We start from the raw sequence: 22,313 nt of genomic DNA, 5'->3' as shown, positions 1-22,313 counted from the left end.
CGGGCAACTGGCAACACTTTGCACATATTGCCGCCCAGGCCTTGCACGAATTACCGCAGGCTTGCGCCGGCTACCACGATCGCGCCTCGACCGTCGCCAGCATGGAGGCGAGAATCTTGTCGCGCTCGCGTTCAAAGCCGTGGATCAACTGCTCGCGGTCCCGTTTGGAAATGGCCTGCAGCAGGGTATGCTCCAGATGTGCAGTCAGGTGCTCGCCCGGCCTTCTTACCTCCGAGGCCAGCGCGCGGTAGCGGTCGGTCAGCCTGATCAAACGAATCGCCTCGCGCCGCAGGATCTTGTCCGGCGACAGGTCGAAAAGCACCGCGTAGAAATTCTGGTACTCGTCGTCATGCGACTGTACACCGACCGCTCGTGCTCGCGCATGCTTGCGACCTTCGCCAGGATGCCGAAGCCCGTCGATACGTCCCGGCGCGGGGCTGTCAGGTCGCGGCGCTGGCCGCCGGTACCGGTCAGCGGCCCTGAAGCAACGGCTATTCCGCAGCTTCGCAGGTGAAGCTGGTCTCTGCATTGGGATTACCAGTTCCGTTGTACCTGGGGTACTGGGGATACTTGCATAGAGGGCGTTGCATGCCCATTCCAGGCTCTACGCTGCGGGTAGCGACGATCTTCCGGCTCGACGGCTTGGCGCCCTTCTCGATCCACTCGAACATCGGCGTCACGAGATCCACCATGTCGGGCCCGTTGCCACCGTTCGGTGTGGCCGCACAATGATCGTTGCCGGGAACGCTGACGTCCCCTGCTTGCGTGCTGGAATGCCGGCCACCGCTGAAACCGGTTTGGCCCACCGGCTCTGACCGCGGCCGCCCTGGCGCGAGCCGGCGAAATCGGGCGAAAGCGGCCTGCCCTGATCCGGTGGCATAATTGCCTCACCGTTATCGATGGGTTCGCACTTTCCCGGCGCGAGCAGGGCGACGAGTAGCCTGGCATGCAAGATCTTCTGAATCCCCAGCGTGTTCGCATCCGGCGCCGCGGCGCTGACAAGCATCCGCTTATCCTCAAGGCCGCACGCGACCTGGTTTCACAGTCGGGATTTCGCGAGGCACAAATGACGGCAATCGCTGATGCGGCAGGCATCGCGATTGGTACGCTTTACCGCTACTTCCCCTCGAAGACCGAGCTCATGGTCGAAGTCGTCAAGACGACGGCGCAACGGGAAGTCGACGTGGTTGCAGGCATCGCCATGGGCGAAGGGACCGCGTGCGAGCGGCTCGGTGCAGCCGCCTGGACCTTCGCCAGTCGTGCCTTGCGAGGTCGCCGGCTCGCGCACGCGCTGGTTGCCGAGCCGGTAGAGCCCGACGTCGAGGCTGCAAGGCTGACCTATCACCGTGCGCTGTCCAGGGTATTCAAGACCATCATCGAGCAGGGTGTCGCCGACGGCGAGTTTCCGGCACAGGATGCTGCGGCGTCGGCTGACTGCATCGTCGGCTGCCTGTTCGAAGGGCTCGTCGCCCCGCTGAGCTCCGAAACCCGGCCACATGCCGCGCCGTTGAGCCCGCAGGCGACAGCCATTATCACTTTCTGCCTTCGCGGTGTTTCCGGTCGCCCTTTGAGTTTCCCGACCTGAGATTGCGTCGTTCGCGGCTTAGCAGGCATTTGCAACACCTCGCGCCTTGCAAAGAGAATCGCGGTTTCACTTACGGAAGGCTGCGGACACACACCGCTTGAGTCTCCTGCGCCGCAATTCTCTCCCTCTTTCGCTATTCTTCAGTGTTTTCCCTGCCCAGTCGGTTCTTGACAGAGAAGGGGACGCGCCATAGCCTTAAGTGAAATCATGATTTCACTTAAGATCGGCTGCGTGAATGGCGCAGGAGCGCAGTACCGGCGGATGCGCCCGCGTCGCTGTTGTGAACGGTGCGTGCGGCCGCTCGCGCGCGTCGCCCACGCAAGAATGGAGCTGTCATGCAAACGCTGTCGAACCCGCATCGGGAACGGTCCATTACCCCCGAGTTTCTCCTGCACACCGGACCGGCCCGTTCCCCCTCGCTAGCATCCTTCGTCGAGAGCTCGACATGGTTTGCTGGCTTGACGGCCGAGGAACAAGCCAGAGTGCAGGCCGACATCTACGAGCGCCAATATCCCGCTGGCGGCGTCGCTTGCCATCGTGGGGATCCGGCCGATCACTGGCTGGCCGTCATCGCAGGCATGGTGAAGGTCGACACCGCCTCGGCCTGCGGACGGGCCATCACGTTCGCCGGCGTCCCGGCCGGATCATGGTTTGGTGAGGGGGCGGTCCTGAAGAGCGAGCCGCGCCCCTATTCAGTCGTTGCGATCAAGGAAAGCCGCGTGGCCTTTGTGCCCCGCGCGACTTTCCTTTGGCTCCTGGAACGCAATCCCGCCTTCAGCCGCTATGTCATCGACCAGCTCAATGCCCGGTGCGGCTACTATGTTGGCCTGGTCCACAACCTCCGCCTGCATGAAGCGGCGGCTCGCGTTGCCTTCTGCCTGGCCGAACTGTTTCACCGCCAACTCTACCCGTCCACCGAGCGGATCCTGAGCTTGTCGCAGGAAGAAGTCGGGCGTTTGTCCGGCCTCTCGCGCCAGAACACCAATCGGGCGCTTCGCGAGCTGGCCGATGCCGGCATGCTGGCGATGGAGTATGGCGCCATACGAATTCTCGATCTGGAAGCGCTGCGGCGGTTCGCCCACATCGGCGACTGAAAGTTCGCAGAAGGGCCTGCCGTGACGCGCACCGGGGAACGGTGCCGCGTCACCTTGCCATTCCATTCGTCAGCACAACTCCACAGCGACAGCGGTCGCCTCGCCGCCCCCGATGCAGAGGCTTGCAATACCTCGCTTACCGCCAGTTGTTCGAAGCGCACCAAGCAGCGTGACGAGAATTCGCGCGCCAGAAGCGCCGATAGGATGCCCCAGTGCGCATGCACCGCCGTGGATGTTCACCTGGTCCCGATCCAGCCTCAGATCCTGCACCGCCGCCATGGGAACCACCGCGAAGGCCTCATTGATTTCCCACAGGTCGACATCGGCGGTTGCCCACCCCGTGCGTTCCAGCAGCTTGCGGATGGCACCAACCGGCGCAGTCGTGAATGTGGCAGGCTCCTGGGCGTGGCTGGAATGGCCGACGATCTTCGCGATGGGGCGCAGGCCCATGCGCTCCGCGACGGACTGACGGGTAAGCACCATCGCCGCGGCACCGTCCGAAATCGAGCTGGAGGTTGCCGCCGTCACCGTGCCGTCTTTCCTGAACGCGGGCCTGAGCGACGAAATGCGGCTCAGGTCGGCTTTGAGCGGCTGCTCATCCTCCCGGACGGTCACCGTTCGCTTGCGGTCTGCGACCGTCAGCGGCACGGTCTCCCAGGCAAAGTGGCCCTGCTGAATGGCCGCCTGCGCGCGCACCGTCGAGAGAACCGCCCACTCGTCCTGCGCATCCCTGCTGAATCGATACGCGTCGGCGCAGTCTTCCGCAAACGTCCCCATCAACCGACCACGCGTCTCATCGCCATAATGATCTTCGATACCGTCGAAGAACATATGGTCGATCAGCCTGCCATGGCCAAGCCTGTATCCGGCGCGCGCTTTCGGCAACAGATACGGGGCGTTCGACATCGATTCCATGCCGCCTGCCACCAAGAGGCCGTTCGATTCCGCAACAAGCAGATCATGGGCGAGCATCACCGATTTCATGCCCGAGCCGCACACCTTGCTGATGGTCGTACAGGGCACGCCCAGCGGCAAGCCGGCGATGATGGACGCCTGCCGCGCCGGGGCTTGCCCAAGTCCGGCAGGAAGGACACATCCCATCAGTAGTTCATCGACTGCTGCGGGATTGATGTCCGCCCGTGTCACGGCGGCCTGGATCGCCGCGCCACCCAGCTCCGGCGCCGTCATCGATGCCAGTTCTCCCTGGAAACCACCGATCGGGGTGCGGGCCGCGGAAAGGATCACTACCGGATCGTCTGTTCTGGTCATTACCTGCTCCCTGTTCTATTGATGAGTGGACGGCTGCACATCGAGCGAGGCAAGCGAGCCGCCTTGCTTCGTCTGCACGGAGGCGCTGCGGCGGTGGTCGACCATCACAACGGCAATCGTTCCAATTACCCCGGCAATTCCGATCGCAACGAAGTTCTGCTCGAGCGGCAGCTTCATCGCTACCAGCATCCCGATCAGAACCGGTGCCACGATGGCGCCAAGACGTCCGATCCCCGAGGCGAAGCCAACGCCGGTCGATCGAATGGACCCGGGATAGAACTCGCCAGCGTATGCGTAAGCGAGCAGTTGGGTGCCCAGCGTCGATGCGCCGACGACGAACACCAGCAGGAAAAGCAGCTCCGTGGCCTTCGTGTATCCCATCAGGGTGAGCGACACTGCCCCGGTCGCGTAGAAGGCCACCAGGACATGCTTGATATTGAACTTGTCGCCAAGCCAGCCACCGAAAATCGCGCCGCATACCGCGCCGATATTGAACACCAACACAAAGTTCAGCGCAGATCCCAGGCTGTAGCCGGACATCGCCATCAGCTTGGTCAGCCAGGAGCTGAGCGAATAGACCATGAACAGGCCAGTGAAGAACACAATCCAGAGCATGACGGTGCTCCACGCGCGGCCGTTGGCGAACAATGCCTTGACCGGAGCCGTGGACGCCATCGCTTCAAGCGGTACGACCAGACGATCGTCATCGGCGATGCGCAGTTCCGGTGCAATCTTCATCACAACCTTGCGGAGTGCTTCCTGCCGGTTCTTCTTCGCGAGGAAGGCCATCGATTCCGGCATCGTCCACAGAATGAACGGAATGAAGAACAACGGCAGGCCCGCTACAAAGAATGTAGCCTGCCATCCGTATGCGCCGATGAGGTGTTTGCCGGTCAGCGCAACCAGAATGCCTCCGATGGAATAGCCGGCGAATACGATGGTTACCAGCCTCGCCCGCATCTTGCCGGGGGCAAATTCGCCCATCTGGGCCGTGACAACCGGCAGGACGCCGCCGATGCCCAGCCCGGCGAGAAAGCGCGTGGCGCTGAAGGTCAGCGGATCGCTGGTCAGCCCGGCAGCGGCGGTGAAGACGCTGAAGAGGCCCACGCAGATACAGATCGAAAGCTTGCGGCCTATCTTGTCGGCAAGCGTTCCCAGATAGATCGCGCCCAGCATCATGCCGAACAGGGCCGAACTGGCCATGAAACCGGCCTTGGTGGCGTCCACTCCCATTTCCTTCATGATCGAAGGAAGTGCCGCGCCGACGACCGCGAGGTCGTAGCCATCGAGCACAAGAATCAGCACGCACCAGAACAGAATGATCCCGTGAAACCCGGAGAACCGGGCGGTCTCCGCAAGCTTTTGCACATCAATATCTTTTTTCATCGTCTCCTCCAGTCTTGATGGATCTGATCGAGTTGCCTAACCTTGGGTCATGCGCGTTCAAGGCCGTGGAAACAGGTGAAGCTCGACGCCGGCTCTCGCTCGGACACGAGCGCGTTCTCCGGCCGGCTTTCGTCGGCATAGCCAAGGCTCATCCCGACCAGGAACTTCTCACTGGGCGCCAACGAGAGTTGCTGCTCGATGATCGTGTGGTATTTCATGAACGCCGCCTGCGGACACGTGCTCAGACCGTATCCGCGTGCCATGACCATGATGTTCTGAATGAACATTCCGTAGTCGAGCAGGCTGCCCTCGCTCATCACGCGATCCACGGTAAAGAGCAGTCCGACCGGCGCATCGAAGAACAGGTAGTTGCGGCCGTGCTGCTGCTGCATCCCCGGCTTGTTGCCTTTCTCGATGCCAAGCAACCCGTAGAGCTGCCACCCCAATGAACGGCGACGATCCACGTATGGGGAGACCCACCGCTCCGGGTAGTAGTCCCACTCATCGGAGTGATTTGTGGAAAGATCAGGATCATCATCGACCCGCTTGATCGCCGCGCAAAGACGCTCCTTTGCCTGCCCGGCAACGACGTGGACCTTCCACGGCTGGATGTTCACGCCGGTTGCGGCGTAGCGAGCCACGTCAAGGATCGATTCAATCGTTTCCACGGAGACCGCGGTCGGCAGGAAGGCGCGCGCGCTGCGGCGCGTGACGATGGCCCATTCCACGGCCTGGCGAATCACTGCCAACTCGCCGGGCGGCGACGCTAGTCTGTTTGCTACCACTTTCGCTTCCCCTTCTGACCCGCTCACATGAGCCTGTGGGAAGAAGCGTAGTGCCGGCATGGAATGCCCACTGTCATGTAGCCGACAATCGCAGCAGATGGGATTGCGTCGACTACGGCATTGTCATGTGCAAGACACTGTTTCCTGGTCGTGAGCAGTAAGGTCACGCTGCATATCAATCGCTGGCGAAGCACTCGCCAAGCTAGGAACGCGAACAGGAGACCATGTTATGGACGCGAACAACCTCTACCAGGTCGGATTGGCGCGCAGCCCCGCGAACCACGTGCCGCTCACCCCGCTTCACTTTCTTGACCGGTGCGCCGAGCAGTATCCGGACCGCATCGCCATCATCCATGGCCCGGTTCGCCAATCCTGGAAGGTGACGAGGGAGCGTTGCAGGCAACTGGCCAGCGCGCTCGCCAGGCGCGGCATCGGCCGCGGCGACACGGTGTCGATCCTGGCACCCAACACGCCCGCAATGGTCGAAGCCCATTACGGCATTCCGCTCAGCGGTGCCGTGCTCAATGCGATCAACTGCCGCCTGGATGCCGATGGGCTTCGGTTCATCCTCAGGCATGGCGAATGCAAGGTGTTGTTCGTCGACCGTGAGTTCTCCGCACTGGCTGCCGCGGCCCTGCAAGGCCTGCCGAACGCGCCCCTGGTGATCGACATTGCCGATGCCCTGGCGCCAGCAGGGGGACCCATCGGCGCAATGGAGTATGAGCAATTCCTGCGTGAGGGCGACAAAGACTTCCCGGGCGTATGGCCCGAAGACGAATGGGACGCGATCGCGCTGAACTACACCTCGGGCACGACATCGGACCCCAAGGGCGTGGTCCCGAGTCATCGCGGCGCGTACCTGATGAGCATGCTGCAGCTGACAGACTGGGGCATGCCGCGCGCGCCGAAGTACTTGTGGACGCTGCCTATGTTCCATGCGAACGGCTGGTGCTTTGCCTGGGCGATCACTGCCGCCGCCGGCACGCATGTTTGCCTGCGCAAGGTGACGGCGGCCAGCATTTTCAGTGCCATCGAGACCCACGGGGTGGACCATTTCTGCGCGGCGCCTATCGTGCTCGCGTCGCTTGCCACCGCGACCCAGGAGGAACGCCGGCCCTTCTCGCACCCGGTGCGCATCCGCACCGCCGGGTCTCCGCCCCCTGCAAGCGTGCTTGCGGCAGTGATCGAACAGGGCTTTGACGTCGAGCATGTGTATGGCATTACCGAAGCCTCGGGAACGCCGGTGAGTTCCTACACAAATCCCGCATGGGACGAGTTATCCCGCGATGAAAAGTCCCGCTTGATGGCGCGCCAGGGCAACCGCGCCGCCAGCCTCGAAGGGCTCCGCGTGGCCGACCCGGACACGATGGAATCGGTTCCCTGGGACGGCAGGACACAGGGCGAACTGCTCTTGCGCGGCAACATCGTGATGAAGGGTTACCTGAAAAACCCCGAGGCCACCGAAAGAGCTTTCGCCGGCGGATGGTTCCACACCGGTGACCTCGCAGTCGTGCATCCAGACGGGTACGTCCAGATCACCGATCGAGCAAAGGACGTCATTATTTCAGGCGGAGAGAATATTTCTTCGATCGAGGTCGAGGATGTCCTCCACCAGCATCCCGCGGTGCTGATTGCCGCGGTCGTGGCGCAGCCGCATCCCAAATGGGGCGAGTCTCCGTGCGCGTTCATCGAACTCAAGAACGGTGTGACAGCGCCGACGGAAGCCGAAGTGATTGCGTTCTGCCGCAGCCGGCTGGCCCACTACAAGTGCCCGACAAGGGTCGTGTATGGAACGCTACCCAAGACGGGAACCGGGAAAATCCAGAAATTTCGCCTGCGCGAACTTGCGCGCAGCCGGGAAGCCATTACGGAACTGGCTGGGAACTGAGCCATCCAGGTGTTCCTTGCTCTAAACGTAGAGAGCCATGATTGAATGCGCTCTCCCAAGGGCATGCCGGCGGCATGCATCGAGCAGCGGTCCCGTCGCCGGCGCCCTCGGCAGGAAGGGACAGTAACACGGTGCCTTCCTGCCGGTCAGCACCGTTGGCAAAGCCAACCCTCAGGCCGCATCCCGCCGCACCGCCCCCCGATACTGCGCCAGCAACCCCTCCCGCCGCACCGCCGCGGCCGCCATGCTGGCCTCCTTCACATGCCCATAGCCGCGGATATCGTCAGGCAGCACGGCCAGCGCCAGCGCGGTGTCGAAATTGTCCGCGCTCAGTGAGGCAGCGAACTCTTCGACCATGGCCAGGTAGTCGCTGACCAGCGCGCGCTCGGCGCGCCGTTCCGCGGTCTTGCCGAACACGTCGAGCGCGGTGCCGCGCAAACCCTTCAGGCGCGCCAGCAGGCGGAACGCTGTCATGGTGCGCGGGCCGAAGCGGCGCTTGAGCAGTTGGCCCTTGTCATCGGTCTTGGCCAGCAGCGGCGGCGCCAGCCAGAAACTTAGCTGGTAGTCGCGGCCGGGCTCGCCTTCGAACTGCGCGCGCAGCTTGTCGAGGAAAGCAGGATCGGTGTAGAGGCGCGCCACCTCGTACTCGTCCTTGTAGGCCATCAGCTTGGCCAGGTTGCGGGCCACGGCTTCGGTCAGCGGCAGCTTGCGGTCGATGCCCAGTTGCTGCTCCGCCGCGCGGATGCGCGCGACGGCGTCGCGATAGCGCGCCGCGTAGGCGGCGTTCTGGTAGTCGGCCAGCATCGCCTCGCGCTTGCGGATCAGGGTGTCGAGGGTCTGCGGCATCGATACCACCTGCGCGGTGTTGGCCGCGGGGGCATCCGGCAACAGCGCCTTGACCGCGGCCTCGCCGTGGTGGGCGAGGTAGCGGCCCCATTCGAAGGCGAGGCGGTTCTTTTCTACCGATACGCCGTTGAGTTCGATCGCGCGCAGCAGGCTTTCATGCTGCAGCGGGATCCAGCCCTTCTGCCAGGCAAAGCCCAGCAGCAGCGGGTTGGAGTAGATCGCGTCGGCCAGCAGGGCCACGGCCCAGGCGCTGGCGTCGAGGAAGGCGCAGGCATCTCCCACGCTGGCGCGCAGGTCCTGCTCGGCGTTGGCGCCGGGGAACTTCCACCTGGGGTTCTTGATGAATTCCGCGGTGGGCGTGTTGGCGCTGTTGACCACGGCGGCGGTCAGGCCGTGCCGGACCTTGGACAGTACTTCGGCCGACGCCGAGACGATGGCGTCGCCGCCGATCACCAGCCGCGCCTCGCCGGTGGCGATGCGGGTCGCATGCAGGTCGGCCGGTGCCGGCGCGATCTGCACGTGGCTGATCACCGCCCCGCCCTTCTGCGCCAGGCCGGCCATGTCCAGCACGGTCACGCCCTTGCGCTCCAGGTGCGAGGCCATGCCCAGCAGGCCGCCGATAGTGACCACGCCGGTGCCGCCGACGCCGGTAACCAGCACCCCGTACGGCCGCTCCAGCGCCGGCAGTTTCGGCAGCGGCAGCGCCGCGAAATCGGCGCCGGCACCTTTGCCCGCCGCCGCCGCAGGCTTGCGCACCTGCGCGCCCTCGGCCGTGACAAAGCTCGGGCAGAAGCCGTTGACGCAGGAAAAGTCCTTGTTGCACGACGACTGGTTGATCCGGCGCTTGGTGCCGAGTTCGGTCTCCAGCGGCTCGACCGACAGGCAGTTGGACTTGGCCGAGCAATCGCCGCAGCCTTCGCAGACCGCGTCGTTGATAAAGGCGCGTTTGGCCGGGTCCGGATACGTGCCGCGCTTGCGGCGGCGGCGCTTCTCGGTGGCGCAGGTCTGGTCGTAGATCAGGATGGTGACGCCTTCGGTATCGCGCAGCTGCAGCTGCACGGCATCGAGCTGGTCGCGATGGAACACCGCCACGCCGGACGGCAGCATGGCGCCATCGCCATACTTCCCGGGCTCGTCGGTGACGACGACCAGCTTCTTCGCGCCCTCGGCCAGCACCTGGTGGGCGATCTGCGGCACCGTCAGCACGCCGTCGACGGGCTGGCCGCCGGTCATCGCCACCGCGTCGTTGAACAGGATCTTGTAGGTGATATTGGCCCTGGCCGCGATCGACGCACGGATCGCCAGCAGCCCGGAGTGGAAATACGTGCCGTCGCCCAGGTTGGCGAACACGTGCTTGTCGTCGGTGAAGTGCATCTGCCCGGTCCACGCCACGCCCTCGCCGCCCATCTGGCTGAAGGTCTCGGTATTGCGGTCCATCCACAAGGTCATGTAGTGGCAGCCGATGCCGGCCAGCGCACGCGAGCCTTCCGGCACGCGCGTGGACGTGTTGTGCGGGCAGCCCGAGCAGAACCACGGCTTGCGCTCCGCCGCGATGCGCGGCTGCGCCGCTTCGCGTTCCTTGGCCTCGATCAGCGCCACGCGCGCGGCAATGCGCGCGCGCACCGCCTCCGGCAGGTCGAAGCGCTCCAGCCGCCGCGCGATGGCCTTGGCGATCAGCGCCGGCGACAGCTCGTAGTGCGCCGGCAGCAGCCAGTCGCCGCGCGGCACCGACCACTCGCCGCCGTCGTTGCCGCGCTGGTCGAACTTGCCGAAGACCTTGGGCCGCACGTCCTCGCGCCAGTTGTACAGCTCTTCCTTGAGCGCGTACTCGAGGATCTGGCGCTTCTCTTCGACCACCAGGATCTCTTCCAGGCCGGTGGCGAACTCGCGTGCGCCGTGCGCCTCCAGCGGCCACACGCAGCCCACCTTGTAGACGCGGATGCCAATGCGGGCGCAGGTGTCGTCGTCCAGGCCCAGGTCAACCAGCGCCTGGCGCACGTCCAGGTACGCCTTGCCGGCGGTCATGATGCCGAAGCGCGCGTCGGGCGAATCGAGAACGACCCGGTTCAGGCGGTTGGCGCGCACATAGGCCAGCGCCGCATACCACTTGTGGTCGAGCAGCCGCGCTTCCTGCTCCAGCGGCGAATCGGGCCAGCGGATATTGAGGCCACCCGCGGGCATGGCAAAGTCCTGCGGCAGCGCGATCTGCACGCGCTGCGGATCGATCTCGACCGAGGCGGTCGACTCGACCACGTCAGTGACGCACTTCATCGCCACCCACAGGCCGGAATAGCGGCTCATGGCCCAGCCGTGCAGCCCGTAGTCCAGGTACTCCTGCACGTTGGCGGGATACAGCACCGGAATGCCGGCCGCCTGCAGCACGTGCTCGGACTGGTGCGCCACGGTGGAAGACTTGGCGGCATGGTCGTCGCCGGCCAGCAGCAGCACGCCGCCGTGGCGCGACGAGCCGGCCGAGTTGGCGTGCTTGAGCACGTCGATGGAGCGGTCGACGCCCGGCCCCTTGCCATACCACATCGAGAACACGCCATCGCGCTTCGCGCCGGGGAACAGGTTGACCTGCTGGCTGCCCCATACCGCGGTGGCGGCCAGGTCTTCGTTGACGCCCGGCTGGAACACCACGTCGCTGGCCGCCAGGTGCTGCTTTGCCTTCCACAGCGCCTGGTCGACGCCGCCCAGCGGCGAGCCGCGGTAGCCCGAGATAAAGCCGGCGGTATTGAGCCCGGCGGCGCGGTCGCGCGCCTTCTGCAGCATCGGCAGGCGCACCAGCGCCTGCACGCCGCTCAGGTAGACGCGGCCCTGCTCCAGGGTGTACTTGTCGTCCAGGCTGGCGCTGGCCAGGGCTTCGAGCAGGGCGGGGTTCAGCGGGGCATTCACGATGTCAGTCTCCGTGCTTTGTTCTGGTGTCCGGAGCAGTGTAGAAACCGGCGCTGTCATCGTAAAATCAAGAATTCCAACACCTGATATCTGCAAAACGGATACCTCGGAGACCACCATGTTCAAGGCCCGCGAAGGCTCGGAAAGACTGGCCAAGGAAGTCACGTTGCGGCAGTTCCGCTACTTTGTCGCGGCGGCTGAGACGGGACAGTTCTCGATGGCGGCGACCGCCGAGCACGTGTCGCAGTCCGCCGTGACCAATGCCGTGCTGGCGCTGGAACAGCGCCTGGGCGTGCGCCTGTTCGAGCGCCGCCCGCATGGCGTGACGCTGACGGCCGAAGGCCACCTGTTCTTCCAGCACGCGCGCCAGATCCTGGATTCGGTCGAGGACGCGCTGCGCGAGCCGCGCTTCCAGGTGCACGGCCTGCAGGGCAGCGTGCGGCTGGCGGCGTCCTATACCGTGCTGGGCTACTTCCTGCCGGGATTGCTGGCGCGCTTTCGCACCAACTATCCGGATATCGAACTGGATTTGCTCGACATGGACCGCCCGGACATCGAGCGGGCGGTGCTGGCGGGCGAGATCGAGCTGGGCATCGCGCTGCTGTCGAACCTGGAGAAGCCGCAGCGCTTCCAGCGCCATACGCTGATGCGGTCGCGGCGCCAGCTATGGACCTCGGCGAGCCACCCGCTGCTGGCGGTGGAGCGGCCTTCGCTGCGCGATATCGCGGCGTATCCGTATCTGCTGATCACCGTCGACGAGGCCGAGGAATCGACCCTGCGCTACTGGCGCAGCCACCGGCTCGCGCCCAACATCGCCTTCCGCACCGGCTCGATGGAAGCGCTGCGCGGGCTGGTGGCGCATGGCTTCGGCGTCACCGTGCTGTCCGACATGGTGTATCGGCCGTGGTCGCTGGAAGGCAAGCAGATCGAAGCCCGGCCGATTGCCAATGCGGTGCCGGACATGGAGGTGGGCATGCTGTGGCAGCCCGGCCGCAAGCTGGGCAAGCCGGCCGATGCGTTGCGCGAATTCCTGATCCATGCCTGCGGCAGCTGAGGCGTGGGACCCGCGGCGACTCAGTTCAGCGTCGCCCCAGCCTGTTTGACGATGCGCGCATGCTTGTCCAGCTCGCTGCGCAAGAACGGCACCGCTGCCTCGGCGCCGGTGGCGGTCACCACCAGGCCTTGCGCCGCCAGCTGCTCCTGAACCTCGCGTTCGCGCAGCGTGGCCTGGATCTTCGCCTGCAGGTCCTGCACACCCGGCTTCGGCATGCCGGCGGGGCCGACGATCGCCAGCCAGGCGTCGAAGCTGTAGCGCGGCACCCCGGATTCGGCCAGCGTGGGCACATCCGGCAGTGCCGGCACCCGCTGCGCGGTCGACACGGCAATCGCGCGCAGCTTGCCCGCCTTGATCAGCGGCAGCACCGCCTGCACCGTCAGGAAGCCCATCTGCACCTGGCCGCCGACCAGGTCGGTGGTGTAGTTGCCGGCGCCCTTGTACGGCACGTGGCGGATATCCACTTTTGCCTCGCTGGCAAGCAGCTGGCCGGCCAGGTGCAGCACCGTGCCGTTGCCCGACGAGCCGTAGTTCAGCTCGCCCGGCTTCGACTTCAGCAATGCGAGCAGCTCCCGGGAGTTGTGCGCGCTGACCGCGGGGTTCACCACCAGCACCAGCGGCAGCGTGCCGATCACGGTGATCGGCGTGATGTCCTGCAACGCGTCATACGGCAGGTTCTTGTAGATAAACGGGTTGATGACGTGGTTCGACGAGATCAGGCCCAGCGTCGACCCGTCTTTCGGCGCCCGGACGATCTGCTGGGTACCCGGCACGCCGCCGGCGCCGGCGATATTCTCGACCACCACCGGCTGGCCGAGCTGCTTGCCCAGCGGCTGGCCGAGCGCGCGCGCCACGGCGTCGGCCTGCGAGCCCGGCTGGGTCGGCACGATCAGCCTGAGCGGCTTGCCATCCTGCGCATGGACTGGAACGGCCTGGCCCCCAAGCACTGCCAGCGTGGTCAGGGCCGCAAGCGCCTTGCACGCCTGTCGAAACAGCGAGGTCTGCATGTCTTGTCTCCGTGGGTCGAATCGCACCGTGGACGGTGGCTTTGGCACGGAGTGTAGGGTTGCAGCGCCGCGGCGGCCGAGTGCTAATCCGCTGGAGCGGGTATCTCAGCCCGGCATAGCTCCCGCTCCGGCCCGCGGCTGCAGCGCCGCGATCAGCGCGGCAATCGCCCGCAGCCGCGGCTGCTTGAACGGGGCATAGATGCGCAGCTGGCGCTCGCGCCACGGCTCATCCAGCGGCACGCGCACAAAGCGCCGCGTTCCGGCGTAGGCGGCGCCGGCGCTGGCAGGCAGCACGGCGATGCCCAGCCCCGCCTCCACCATGCGGCAGGCGGCCTCGAAGCTCGACACCGCCACGCCCTGGTTGAACGGCAGGCGCAGGTTGGCCGCCTGCTCGCGCAGGTCCTGGTCCAGCGCACCGCCCGGCTGCACCACCACCAGCGGATGCTCCAGCACCTCGGCATAACGCATGCGCTTGCGCCGGGCCAGCGCATGCGAGGACGGCACCACCACATTGAGCGGATCGCTGGCAAAGTCCCAGGATTCCAGGCCGCCCGGCGTCTTCGCCGCAACCCCGATGCCGACGTCGGCCCGGTCATCGAGGCAGGCACGCAGCGTTTCCGCGGTGGAGCGCTCGTGCAACGCGATCTCGACCAGCGGATGCGCCGCCTTGAAGGCATGCAGCCGCTCGGGCAGGAAGCCGATGATGGCCGACGGGCTGGCCGACACCCGCACCACCCCCGCGACCCGGTCGCCCAGGTCCTGCACCTCGCGCGCAAAGCTGGCGATATCCTGGTTCAGCTTGCGGCCCAGCTCCAGCGCGCGGGCGCCGGCATCGGTCAGCACCACGCCCGCGGGCGATCGCACGAACAGCACCACCCCCAGGCTGCGCTCCAGTTCGGCGATGCGCCGGCTCAGCGCCGACTGGGCGATATGCTCGGTTTGCGCCGCGCGCTTGATCGAACCCTCGCGGGCGGCGGCCAGGAACAGCTGGATATTGACGGGGTCGATGCGATGCATGGGTGTCATTGAGGTCATTGCGCGCCCGGGTGGGGCAGGCCGGAATGTCGCCCGATACTAACCTTGCCGTGCGCGCCGCGCATCGCCCATGGGTTAACCCTGATATGTCTGGCGCAGATAGCCGCGATGCCGCATCAGCGCTTCGCGCGCGCGCGCCACGGGCGGTAGAGTTGCGCCGACATGCCATCGGAGACCTGCATGAGCGCCATCGGGGCCACCGCCCGCATCCTGTACCTTGCCGACTCCGCGCCGGTCATGGCGGCACAGCTGCAGGGGCAGCCCATGACCCTGGCCGGGGCCGGCGCGCTGCGCGACGACGTTTCCACCGACGAGATCACGCCGGTGCCGATCCTGACGCACTATGACGACGCGCTCGGCCGCTATCCCTATACCGGCTACAAGGTGGACGGCTCCTGCCCGGTCACCGCCAACGCGGTCCGCGACGGCGGCTTCGCCGTCACCGTTGCCGGCAACCGCTACGGCAAGGGCTCGTCGCGCGAGCACAGCCCGGCGGCGGAGAAGCTGGCCGGCATCCGCCTCGTCATCGCCCGCAGCTTCGAGCGCATCTACCGCCAGAACGCCGACAATATCGGCCTGTTCACCTCGACCGACTTCAGCCTGGTCGCCCGGCTGGAGCAAGGCGAGCCCATCGACGCGGACACGCTGGTGGCCGGGCGCGATGCGCTCGCCGCATCGATCCTGCGCCACGGCGGGCTGCTCAGGTTCGGGCAGACCCACCTGCGCGACGTCGAACCCACGGCCCCGTCCCTGCCCGCCGGGCCGCAGACGCTGTTCGAGAAAATCGTCCAGCGGCATTTGCTGGCAACGCCGGTCACGCCGGCCCGCCCGGTGCCCGGCGACGGCATTTTCGTGCGCGCCGACTGGCGCTTTATCCACGAGTACTACACCGGCATGTGCGCCCACATGCTGCACGCGGCGTTCGGCAAGCCGCTGCAACTCAAAGACGCGGACCGCATCGTGGTGTTCGAGGACCACACCTCCTATGTCGGCGAAAGCCCGGCCCATGTGCGCGGCGGGCTGGTCGACAACGTCGCCCGCATGTGCGCGGCGCAACGGGACTTCGTGCGCGACTACCGGCTGCGCTGCCATCGCACGCTGACCGAGGCCGAGTCGCGCCGCGCCCCGGCCAGCCATGCGGCGGGGATCTCGCACGCGATGATGGCCGAACGCTATGCGCTGCCGGGCCAGGTGGTGGTGGGCACCGACTCGCACACCCCGCACAGCGGCGCGCTGGGATGCGTGGCGTTCGGCGTCGGCACCACCGACATGGCCAATGCCTTCGTGACCGGCGCCGTGCGCATGACCCTGCCGCAATGCATCCTGGTGCGGCTGGACGGCGCGCTGGCGCCGGGCGTCACGGCCAAGGACGTGGTGCTGCACCTGCTGGCCCGGGCCGACATCAAGGCCGGCGCCGGCGTCGGCAAGGTATTCGAGTTCACGGGGCCGGTGGTCAGCGCAATGTCGATCGACGAGCGCGCCACGCTGACCAATATGTGCGCCGAGCTGGGCGGCTTCACCGGCATCGTCGCGCCCGACGCGCAGACCGTGCGCTTTCTCAGCGAGCGGCGCGGGCTCGACTTCGAGATCGAGCCCTGGATGCGCAGCGATGACGGCGCCGCCTTCGCCGCCACGCTTACGATCGACTGCGGCACGCTCAGCCCCATGGTGGCCCGCCCCGGCGACCCGGGCAACGGCGTGCCGCTGGCGGCGCTGGGGCAGCGCGTGCCGGTGGACATTGCCTACGGCGGCTCCTGCACCGCCGGCAAGCGCGAGGACTTCGACGGCTATCACGAGGTCCTGCACTGGGCCGCGCAGCGCGGCCTGCGCCTTGCGCCACACGTGACGCTCTACCTGCAGTTCGGCACCACCGACGTGCGCGACTATTGCCTCCGCCGCGGCTACATGGAAACCTTCGAGGCCATCGGCGCGCGCATCCTGCAACCCTCCTGCGGCGCCTGCGCCAACTGCGGCCCGGGGTCGTCGGAGCGGCCGGAACAGGTGACGGTCAGCTCGATCAACCGCAACTTCACGGGGCGCTCCGGGCCCGGGCAGGTCTGGCTGGCCAGCCCGCCCACCGTCGCCGCCAGCGCCATCTGCGGTGAACTGGCGTCATTCGAGGACTTGCGGCGGCGCCATGCCGACGGGGCGGCGTAGCGCCCGCCAAACCCCGCGGGCGCGGCTTCAGGCTTCGCTTCGTTTCATCGCCGCGCCGTGCTCGGCCAGGGCATCCGCCGCGCTGCGGGTGCGCCCGTTCAGCAGCAGGTTCAGGCTGAAGGCTGTCACGGCGCCGAGCAGGATGCCGCTATGCGTGATCGGGCTCAGCCATGCCGGGAACTGCCCGAAGAACGTCGGCGCGGCCAACGGGATCATCGCCACGCAACAACTGATCGCCACGATCAGCAGGTTGTCCTTGTTGCTGGTGAAATCCACTTCGCTCAGCATCCGGACCCCGGACGCAATCACCATCCCGAACATGACGATGCCCGCGCCGCCCAGCACATAAGGGGGGATGGTTGCGACAGCGTGCGCCAGCTTCGGCAGCACCCCCAGGATGATCATGATGACCCCGCCGGCTGCGCAGACGTAGCGGCTCCTGACGCCGGTCATGCTGATCAGGCCGATGTTCTGCGTGAACGACGTATAGGGGAAGGTATTGAAGATGCCGCCAAACACCGCGCCCGCGCCGTCCGCCATCAGCGCCCGCGTCATGGTCCGCTTGTCGACGGGTCGTTCGACAATATCGCCAATGGCGATGAACATGCCGGTCGATTCGACCAGGATCACCAGCATGACGATGCACATGCTGATCACCGCCCCGAGATGGAACGAGGGCAGCCCGAACTGGAAGGGCTGGACCAGGCCGAACATCGGCGCAGCATCGATGTCGCCGAACGACACCTTGCCGAGCAACAGGCAAAGCCCGTAGCCGAACGCGATGCCGATCAGGACCGAGATGTTCCTGACAATACCGCGGCCCCACTTGTGCAGGGCCACGATCACCAGCAGCACGGACAGGGCGATGGCCAGGTTTGCCGGGTTGCCGAAATCCGGAGAGCCGATGCCGCCCCCTGCCCACCGTATGCCGATCGGTGCAATCGAGATGCCGAGCAGGAGAATGATGGAGCCGCTCACCACTGGCGGGAAGTAAGGCAGCAGCCTGGTGACCAGCGGCGCGATCGCCATGCCGAACAAGCCCCCCGCGATGATGCCGCCGTAGATGCCGGTCAGCCCGATATCCGGTGCCGCGGCCATGGCAAGCATCGGCCCGACCGAGACAAAGGACACCCCCATCATCACCGGCAGCCGCGCCCCGAGTTTCCAGACACCCAGGCATTGCACCAGCGTCGCGACCCCGCCTGCGAACAGGTCGGCGTTGATCAGAATGGCAATCTGGTCCTGCGGCAGCTTCAGCGCCGCCCCGACAATCAACGGCACGGCCACGGCACCTGCGTACAGCACCAGCACGTGTTGAAGCGCCAGGGAGAATAGCCGGCCAGGCGGCATCCTCTCGTCTACAGCATGAATCGGGGGCATCTTGGTCTCCTGCAGCCTTCTGTGAGGCTCGCTCTGGTTTCATTAAAGGTGGCGCCGCTTGCGCAAGTCCGGCGCGCCGGCTGCAAGCCGCGGCCTGCGTCACGATCAGGCCTGGAAGAATTCCTCCAGGTGCGCCCCCACCACGTGGGGCGCCTCCAGGGGTAGCAGATGGCCCGCACCGGCCACTTCATGGAAGCGGCTGGTGCCGGCCAGCCCTGCCATGCGCTCCATGACCTCCCGGCGGACGAAGCTGTCTGCACCATGGAGCAACAGCAGCGGCATTTCCAGCGATGCCAGCTGTGCCCAGACATCGTCGTTGCGGAATGGCCAGCGCCGAAGAAAGAAGCGGTCATGCTTGCGCACCCAGGTCCCATTCTCCCCGGGGCGTACCGAGCCGGCCGCGAAAAGTTGAAGCAGTGCTTCCGGTGCACCAGGATTGGCAGCGCGCTCAAAGGCACAGACCGCCTGCAGATCCGGAAAACTCTCCGGCCGCTGCGGTACTGCATCGACCGGCTGCTCGAAAGACGCCTCCACGTCCAGGATCGCCAGCTTGCGGATTCTGTGCGGATGCCTGGCAGCGTAGCGGATGCCGATCAACGCGCCCCATGAAAGGCCAGCCAGGTCGCATCGGTCGATGGCCAGCGCATCCAGCAGCCCTTCGAGGTCGCGCAGGTGGTCATCCGTGGCATAGGCAGCGTCTCGCGACCATTGGCTGTCGCCATGGCCGCGCAGCTCCGGGACGATCACCTGCCGGCCGTGGCAAAGCTGTTGCGCCACGTCGTGCCACAGCCAGCCGGTGCCGGTCACGCCGTGCAGGCAAAGCAGCGGCACCGCATCGTTGCGCTCACGGCCAAAGCGAAGCGTATGCAGGGCGATGCCATCCAGCTCGACCATGGCATGTTGCAGCGCTGCGGATGCCATCATGGCGCATTCCCCGCGGCCGCGATTTCAGCCAGCCACCGGCGGTACTCGATCGTGACGGCATCCGCGCCGCGCACCGGTATCTCGCGCTCGGCGCCGGGCGCATTGGATACATGGAACCAGAGCGGACGCTGCGACTCGATGATGGGCTTGTCCTGCGCCAGCACTTCCGCCTCGAAGTCCATGAAGAACTGGTCGTAGACTGGCTCGACGCCGAAATCCCGCGCCTGCCACCAGAAGCTGCGCGTGGTGAACTCGTCCACCGGGCAGGCCGCCATGAACAGCACATAGCGCTTGCCGTTCGGGAAGGTGCGCTTCAGGTGCACCGTGGCCGGCATCGTTACATGATATGCATTGGTCGGCTCGATCCACTCCTCGGTGAGCCCCAGCAACTGTTTCTTCAGTCCCACGCCGGGCTCCTTGACGCCGCTGCGGTCGAAGCGCAGCACCCCGCCCTCGCGCCAGACCTTTACCGGCTCGACGCGGGGATTCGCCCGGCTGCCGATGGTGCCGTCGTGGACATAGGCGAAATGGCAGAAGTCGACGAAGTTCTCCAGCCTGCGCGGCGCACTGGTGCGCCAGTCATAGGCAGCGCCTTGCAGCACTCGGAACGCGGGATCGTTGAGCTCCGGAAACAGCGGGCAGGGATACACCGGCTCTTCCAGCGCAACCCAGATGATGCCGGCCTGCTCGGTCGCCCGAAAACACGAGGTCGAGACCTTCATGGCCTCGGTCAACTCTTCCCGCGCCGGAATACGCACGCAGGCGCCGTCGCCAGCGAAGCGCCAGCCGTGGTACGGGCACTCGATGGCGCCGTCGACGATCTGGCCCAGTGCCAGGTCGGTGCCCTTGTGCGGGCAGCGCCGGTTCATCGCGCGAACTTCGCCGTTCAGTCTGGCGAGCACGACCGGCTCGCCCAGCAGCGTCACGCCGAGCGGCTTGTCCAGCAGCTCCGCCGCATAGGCGACGGGATGCCAGTATTTCCTCAGTGCGCGGTAGAGCGGCGGCGCCTCGGCCTGTCCGCGAAGATCGTGCAAAGGAATGCCAGTATTGGAGAGGTCTGTCATAGAGGTATCCGTACGAATGCGAGTTGCGCCGGCCGCTGGCGGTTGCCGCCGGCGCCCATGGCCGTGTCAGTTGAAGAACGCGCCGCCGTTGACCAGCAGGCTCTGGCCGGTGACGAAGTCCGCGCCGTCGCTCAGCAGGAACAGCGCCGAGCCGACCATGTCTTGCGGCTTCTGCGTGCGCTTCAGGCAACGGCCGGCAATGGTCCGCTCATCGGCGGCACTGCCCTGCTTCGCGGTAATGTCCGCATCGGGAATCAGGTCGGGGCACAGCGTATTGACCTGGATATTGAACTCGCCGACCTCGCGCGCCAGGGCGCGCGTCAGGCCAATGATCGCCGCCTTCGAGGACACGTAGTGCAGGAAGTTCGGCACGCCCTTGTACGGCGTGTTGGACGACACGTTGATGATCTTGCCGCCCCGGGTGCGCATGTGCGGCACCACCGCCTTGCAGCACAGCCAGACGCCGCGGACATTGACATCGAAGCACAGGTCCCATTCTTCGATGGGGATATCGAGGAAAGACCCGAAGGAGCAGCCCTTGAAGAAGCCCGCATTGTTCACCAGGCCATCGATGCCGCCAAACGCCGCCACCGCCCGGTCGGCCATCGCCTGTACCGAAGCGGGGTCGGAAACGTCCACCCGCACGGCAATGGCGCGGCCGCCCTCGCGTTGAAATTCGCTGGCGAGCCCGGACAAGTCGGCCAGGTCTGCCATGACCAGGTTTGCCCCCGCCGCGATCAAGCCGTCGCAATAGGCCCGGCCGATATTGCCACCGGCTCCGGTGACAATGATGGTCTTGTTGTCGAGTAAACGCGTCATCCTCTTCTCTCTCTCTGATGAACCCCGGGGATGTCTTTCCCCGGGAAGTGCTGGTGGCTACAAGGCAAGGACGAGCGATTCGCCCTTGCAACGGGAAACACACACCATCATGGTCCGGCCCGTGGCGCGCTCCTGCGGCGTCAGCACACGGTCATGGTGGTCGGGCTCGCCGGCCAGTACCTGCGTCTCGCATGAGCCGCAGATCCCTTCCCGGCACGAACTGAAGACCGGCAGGCCGTGTTCCAGCAGCACATCGAGCAGCGACCGGTCGGCGGGCACGTCCAGGGTCCTGCCGGAGCTGTTCAGCACCACCTGGAAGGGCCTGGCCGCCTGCTGCGCGACGCTGCCGTCTTGGGCATTGCGCGCCGCTCCAAAGAACTCGACGTGGACACGTTCCGGCGCAATGGCGGCGCAAGCTTCAGTAAAGGCATCCAGCAGCGGGCTCGGGCCGCAGCAGTAGAAGTCGGCCCCGGCGTGCTTGCCCACCACCGGGGCAAGCTCGAGCGCAGCCTGTCCCGGCTCGCCGTCGAAGATGCAGTGCAGGGTTGCATCAGCCGCGTGGCCGGCAAGCTGCGCAAGCGCTTCCAGGAACGCGGCCCGCGCCCGGGTCCGCGCGCAGTAGTAGAAGGTCCAGGAGCGCCCCAGCCGGCTCAGCCGGCGCGCCATCGCCAGCAGCGGCGTGACGCCGATTCCGCCAGCGATCAGCACCGAATGCGGCGCGGCTTCGTTGAGCGGGAAATGGTTCCTCGGCAGGCCGATCAGCAGTTCATCGCCGACCTGCACCTGCTCATGCAGATAGCGCGAGCCGCCGCGGCTGCTGGGATCGCGATTGACCGCGATGATGTAGCGATGCGATTCGCCCGGATTGATCAGCGAATACTGCCGGGTCAGGCCACCGGGCAAATGCACGTCCACGTGCGCGCCGGCTTCGGATTCGCTGAGCGTTCCCGTCACAGGCCACAGCTCGAAGCTGCGAATGCCGTCCGCCTCTATGCGGATCGAGCGGACGCGGGTGGCAACCGGTGGATGGGGGGTGGTCGACATGGGGGCGTTCTCATCTGGTGTTGACGGCCCCATTTAAGCAAGCCCCCTTTCATCATACAATTCAAATTATTTTGTAGATTA

At 65.9% G+C, this 22,313-nt stretch carries 18 protein-coding genes; 5 read left to right on the top strand and 13 right to left on the bottom strand.

Going from position 1 to position 22,313, the window contains the following annotated elements; genetic code table 11:
* Nucleotides 1-70: 70 nt before the first annotated feature.
* Nucleotides 71-322 (bottom strand): hypothetical protein, encoded by a 252-nt coding sequence (locus CBM2594_RS19115; RefSeq protein WP_232346674.1) that lies wholly within the window; start codon nt 320-322, stop codon nt 71-73.
* Nucleotides 323-491: 169 nt separating this feature from the next.
* Entirely contained in the window at nt 492-806 is a 315-nt protein-coding gene (locus tag CBM2594_RS27030; RefSeq protein ID WP_290367799.1) for a tannase/feruloyl esterase family alpha/beta hydrolase, read from the bottom strand.
* 140 nt (nt 807-946) lie between these two features.
* Between CBM2594_RS27030 and CBM2594_RS19105 the strand changes: the two genes are divergently transcribed.
* A complete protein-coding gene (locus CBM2594_RS19105; protein ID WP_116358385.1) occupies nt 947-1,585 on the top strand; it encodes a TetR family transcriptional regulator in 639 nt (212 codons plus the stop codon).
* A 335-nt stretch (nt 1,586-1,920) separates the two neighbouring features.
* Complete coding sequence (locus CBM2594_RS19100) at nt 1,921-2,679, top strand: Crp/Fnr family transcriptional regulator (RefSeq protein ID WP_116358384.1); 759 nt, start codon at nt 1,921-1,923, stop codon at nt 2,677-2,679.
* A gap of 69 nt (nt 2,680-2,748) precedes the next feature.
* On the opposite strand, the gene CBM2594_RS19095 is transcribed toward CBM2594_RS19100, so the two are convergent.
* Genes CBM2594_RS19095 through CBM2594_RS19085 form a run of 3 tightly spaced genes read right to left on the bottom strand, consistent with a single transcriptional unit; the run spans nt 2,749 to nt 6,077 of the window.
* Entirely contained in the window at nt 2,749-3,948 is a 1,200-nt protein-coding gene (locus tag CBM2594_RS19095; RefSeq protein ID WP_116358383.1) for an acetyl-CoA C-acyltransferase, read from the bottom strand.
* A gap of 15 nt (nt 3,949-3,963) precedes the next feature.
* Nucleotides 3,964-5,334 carry an MFS transporter gene (locus tag CBM2594_RS19090; protein ID WP_116358382.1) on the bottom strand — a complete coding sequence of 457 codons (1,371 nt, stop codon included), beginning with the start codon at nt 5,332-5,334 and terminating at the stop codon, nt 3,964-3,966.
* A 47-nt stretch (nt 5,335-5,381) separates the two neighbouring features.
* A complete protein-coding gene (locus tag CBM2594_RS19085; RefSeq protein ID WP_232346673.1) occupies nt 5,382-6,077 on the bottom strand; it encodes a nitroreductase in 696 nt (231 codons plus the stop codon).
* A 271-nt stretch (nt 6,078-6,348) separates the two neighbouring features.
* On the opposite strand from CBM2594_RS19085, the gene CBM2594_RS19080 reads away from it, so the two are divergent.
* The gene (locus CBM2594_RS19080) at nt 6,349-8,007 is read left to right on the top strand and encodes an acyl-CoA synthetase (protein WP_116358380.1); all 1,659 of its coding nucleotides are present in this window, start codon (nt 6,349-6,351) and stop codon (nt 8,005-8,007) included.
* Between the two features lie 171 nt (nt 8,008-8,178).
* Here CBM2594_RS19080 and CBM2594_RS19075 read toward each other — a convergent pair whose 3' ends face one another.
* Nucleotides 8,179-11,748, bottom strand: coding sequence for an indolepyruvate ferredoxin oxidoreductase family protein (locus CBM2594_RS19075; RefSeq protein ID WP_116358379.1), 3,570 nt, complete (start codon nt 11,746-11,748; stop codon nt 8,179-8,181).
* A 118-nt stretch (nt 11,749-11,866) separates the two neighbouring features.
* Between CBM2594_RS19075 and CBM2594_RS19070 the strand changes: the two genes are divergently transcribed.
* Nucleotides 11,867-12,802, top strand: a complete 936-nt coding sequence (locus CBM2594_RS19070) for a LysR substrate-binding domain-containing protein (protein WP_116358378.1) — start codon at nt 11,867-11,869, stop codon at nt 12,800-12,802.
* A gap of 20 nt (nt 12,803-12,822) precedes the next feature.
* Here CBM2594_RS19070 and CBM2594_RS19065 read toward each other — a convergent pair whose 3' ends face one another.
* Together CBM2594_RS19065 and CBM2594_RS19060 are read right to left on the bottom strand one after the other, a co-directional pair.
* Nucleotides 12,823-13,809: a Bug family tripartite tricarboxylate transporter substrate binding protein gene (locus CBM2594_RS19065; RefSeq protein ID WP_116358377.1), complete on the bottom strand. Its 987-nt coding sequence runs from the start codon at nt 13,807-13,809 to the stop codon at nt 12,823-12,825.
* Between the two features lie 105 nt (nt 13,810-13,914).
* The gene (locus CBM2594_RS19060; protein WP_116358376.1) at nt 13,915-14,826 is read right to left on the bottom strand and encodes a LysR family transcriptional regulator; all 912 of its coding nucleotides are present in this window, start codon (nt 14,824-14,826) and stop codon (nt 13,915-13,917) included.
* Nucleotides 14,827-15,024: 198 nt separating this feature from the next.
* Here CBM2594_RS19060 and CBM2594_RS19055 point away from each other — a divergent pair, with 198 nt between their 5' ends.
* Nucleotides 15,025-17,001, top strand: coding sequence for an aconitase family protein (locus tag CBM2594_RS19055; protein WP_116358375.1), 1,977 nt, complete (start codon nt 15,025-15,027; stop codon nt 16,999-17,001).
* A gap of 27 nt (nt 17,002-17,028) precedes the next feature.
* Here CBM2594_RS19055 and CBM2594_RS19050 read toward each other — a convergent pair whose 3' ends face one another.
* From CBM2594_RS19050 to CBM2594_RS19030, 5 genes are all read right to left on the bottom strand, one after another.
* Nucleotides 17,029-18,381: a nucleobase:cation symporter-2 family protein gene (locus CBM2594_RS19050; RefSeq protein WP_116358374.1), complete on the bottom strand. Its 1,353-nt coding sequence runs from the start codon at nt 18,379-18,381 to the stop codon at nt 17,029-17,031.
* A 105-nt stretch (nt 18,382-18,486) separates the two neighbouring features.
* Nucleotides 18,487-19,305 (bottom strand): alpha/beta fold hydrolase, encoded by an 819-nt coding sequence (locus tag CBM2594_RS19045; protein WP_116358373.1) that lies wholly within the window; start codon nt 19,303-19,305, stop codon nt 18,487-18,489.
* Nucleotides 19,302-20,369, bottom strand: a complete 1,068-nt coding sequence (locus CBM2594_RS19040; RefSeq protein ID WP_116358372.1) for an aromatic ring-hydroxylating oxygenase subunit alpha — start codon at nt 20,367-20,369, stop codon at nt 19,302-19,304. The genes CBM2594_RS19045 and CBM2594_RS19040 overlap by 4 nt, the downstream gene beginning before the upstream one ends.
* Nucleotides 20,370-20,435: 66 nt before the next feature.
* The gene (locus tag CBM2594_RS19035; protein WP_116358371.1) at nt 20,436-21,188 is read right to left on the bottom strand and encodes an SDR family NAD(P)-dependent oxidoreductase; all 753 of its coding nucleotides are present in this window, start codon (nt 21,186-21,188) and stop codon (nt 20,436-20,438) included.
* A 57-nt stretch (nt 21,189-21,245) separates the two neighbouring features.
* Complete coding sequence (locus tag CBM2594_RS19030; RefSeq protein ID WP_116358370.1) at nt 21,246-22,232, bottom strand: PDR/VanB family oxidoreductase; 987 nt, start codon at nt 22,230-22,232, stop codon at nt 21,246-21,248.
* Between the last annotated feature and the right edge of the window lie 81 nt (nt 22,233-22,313).

The organism is Cupriavidus taiwanensis (assembly GCF_900249755.1).
Taxonomy (GTDB): domain Bacteria; phylum Pseudomonadota; class Gammaproteobacteria; order Burkholderiales; family Burkholderiaceae; genus Cupriavidus; species Cupriavidus taiwanensis_D.
The sequence above is the reverse complement of the archived record's forward strand: the minus strand, read 5'-3'. Positions and strand labels throughout refer to the sequence as shown.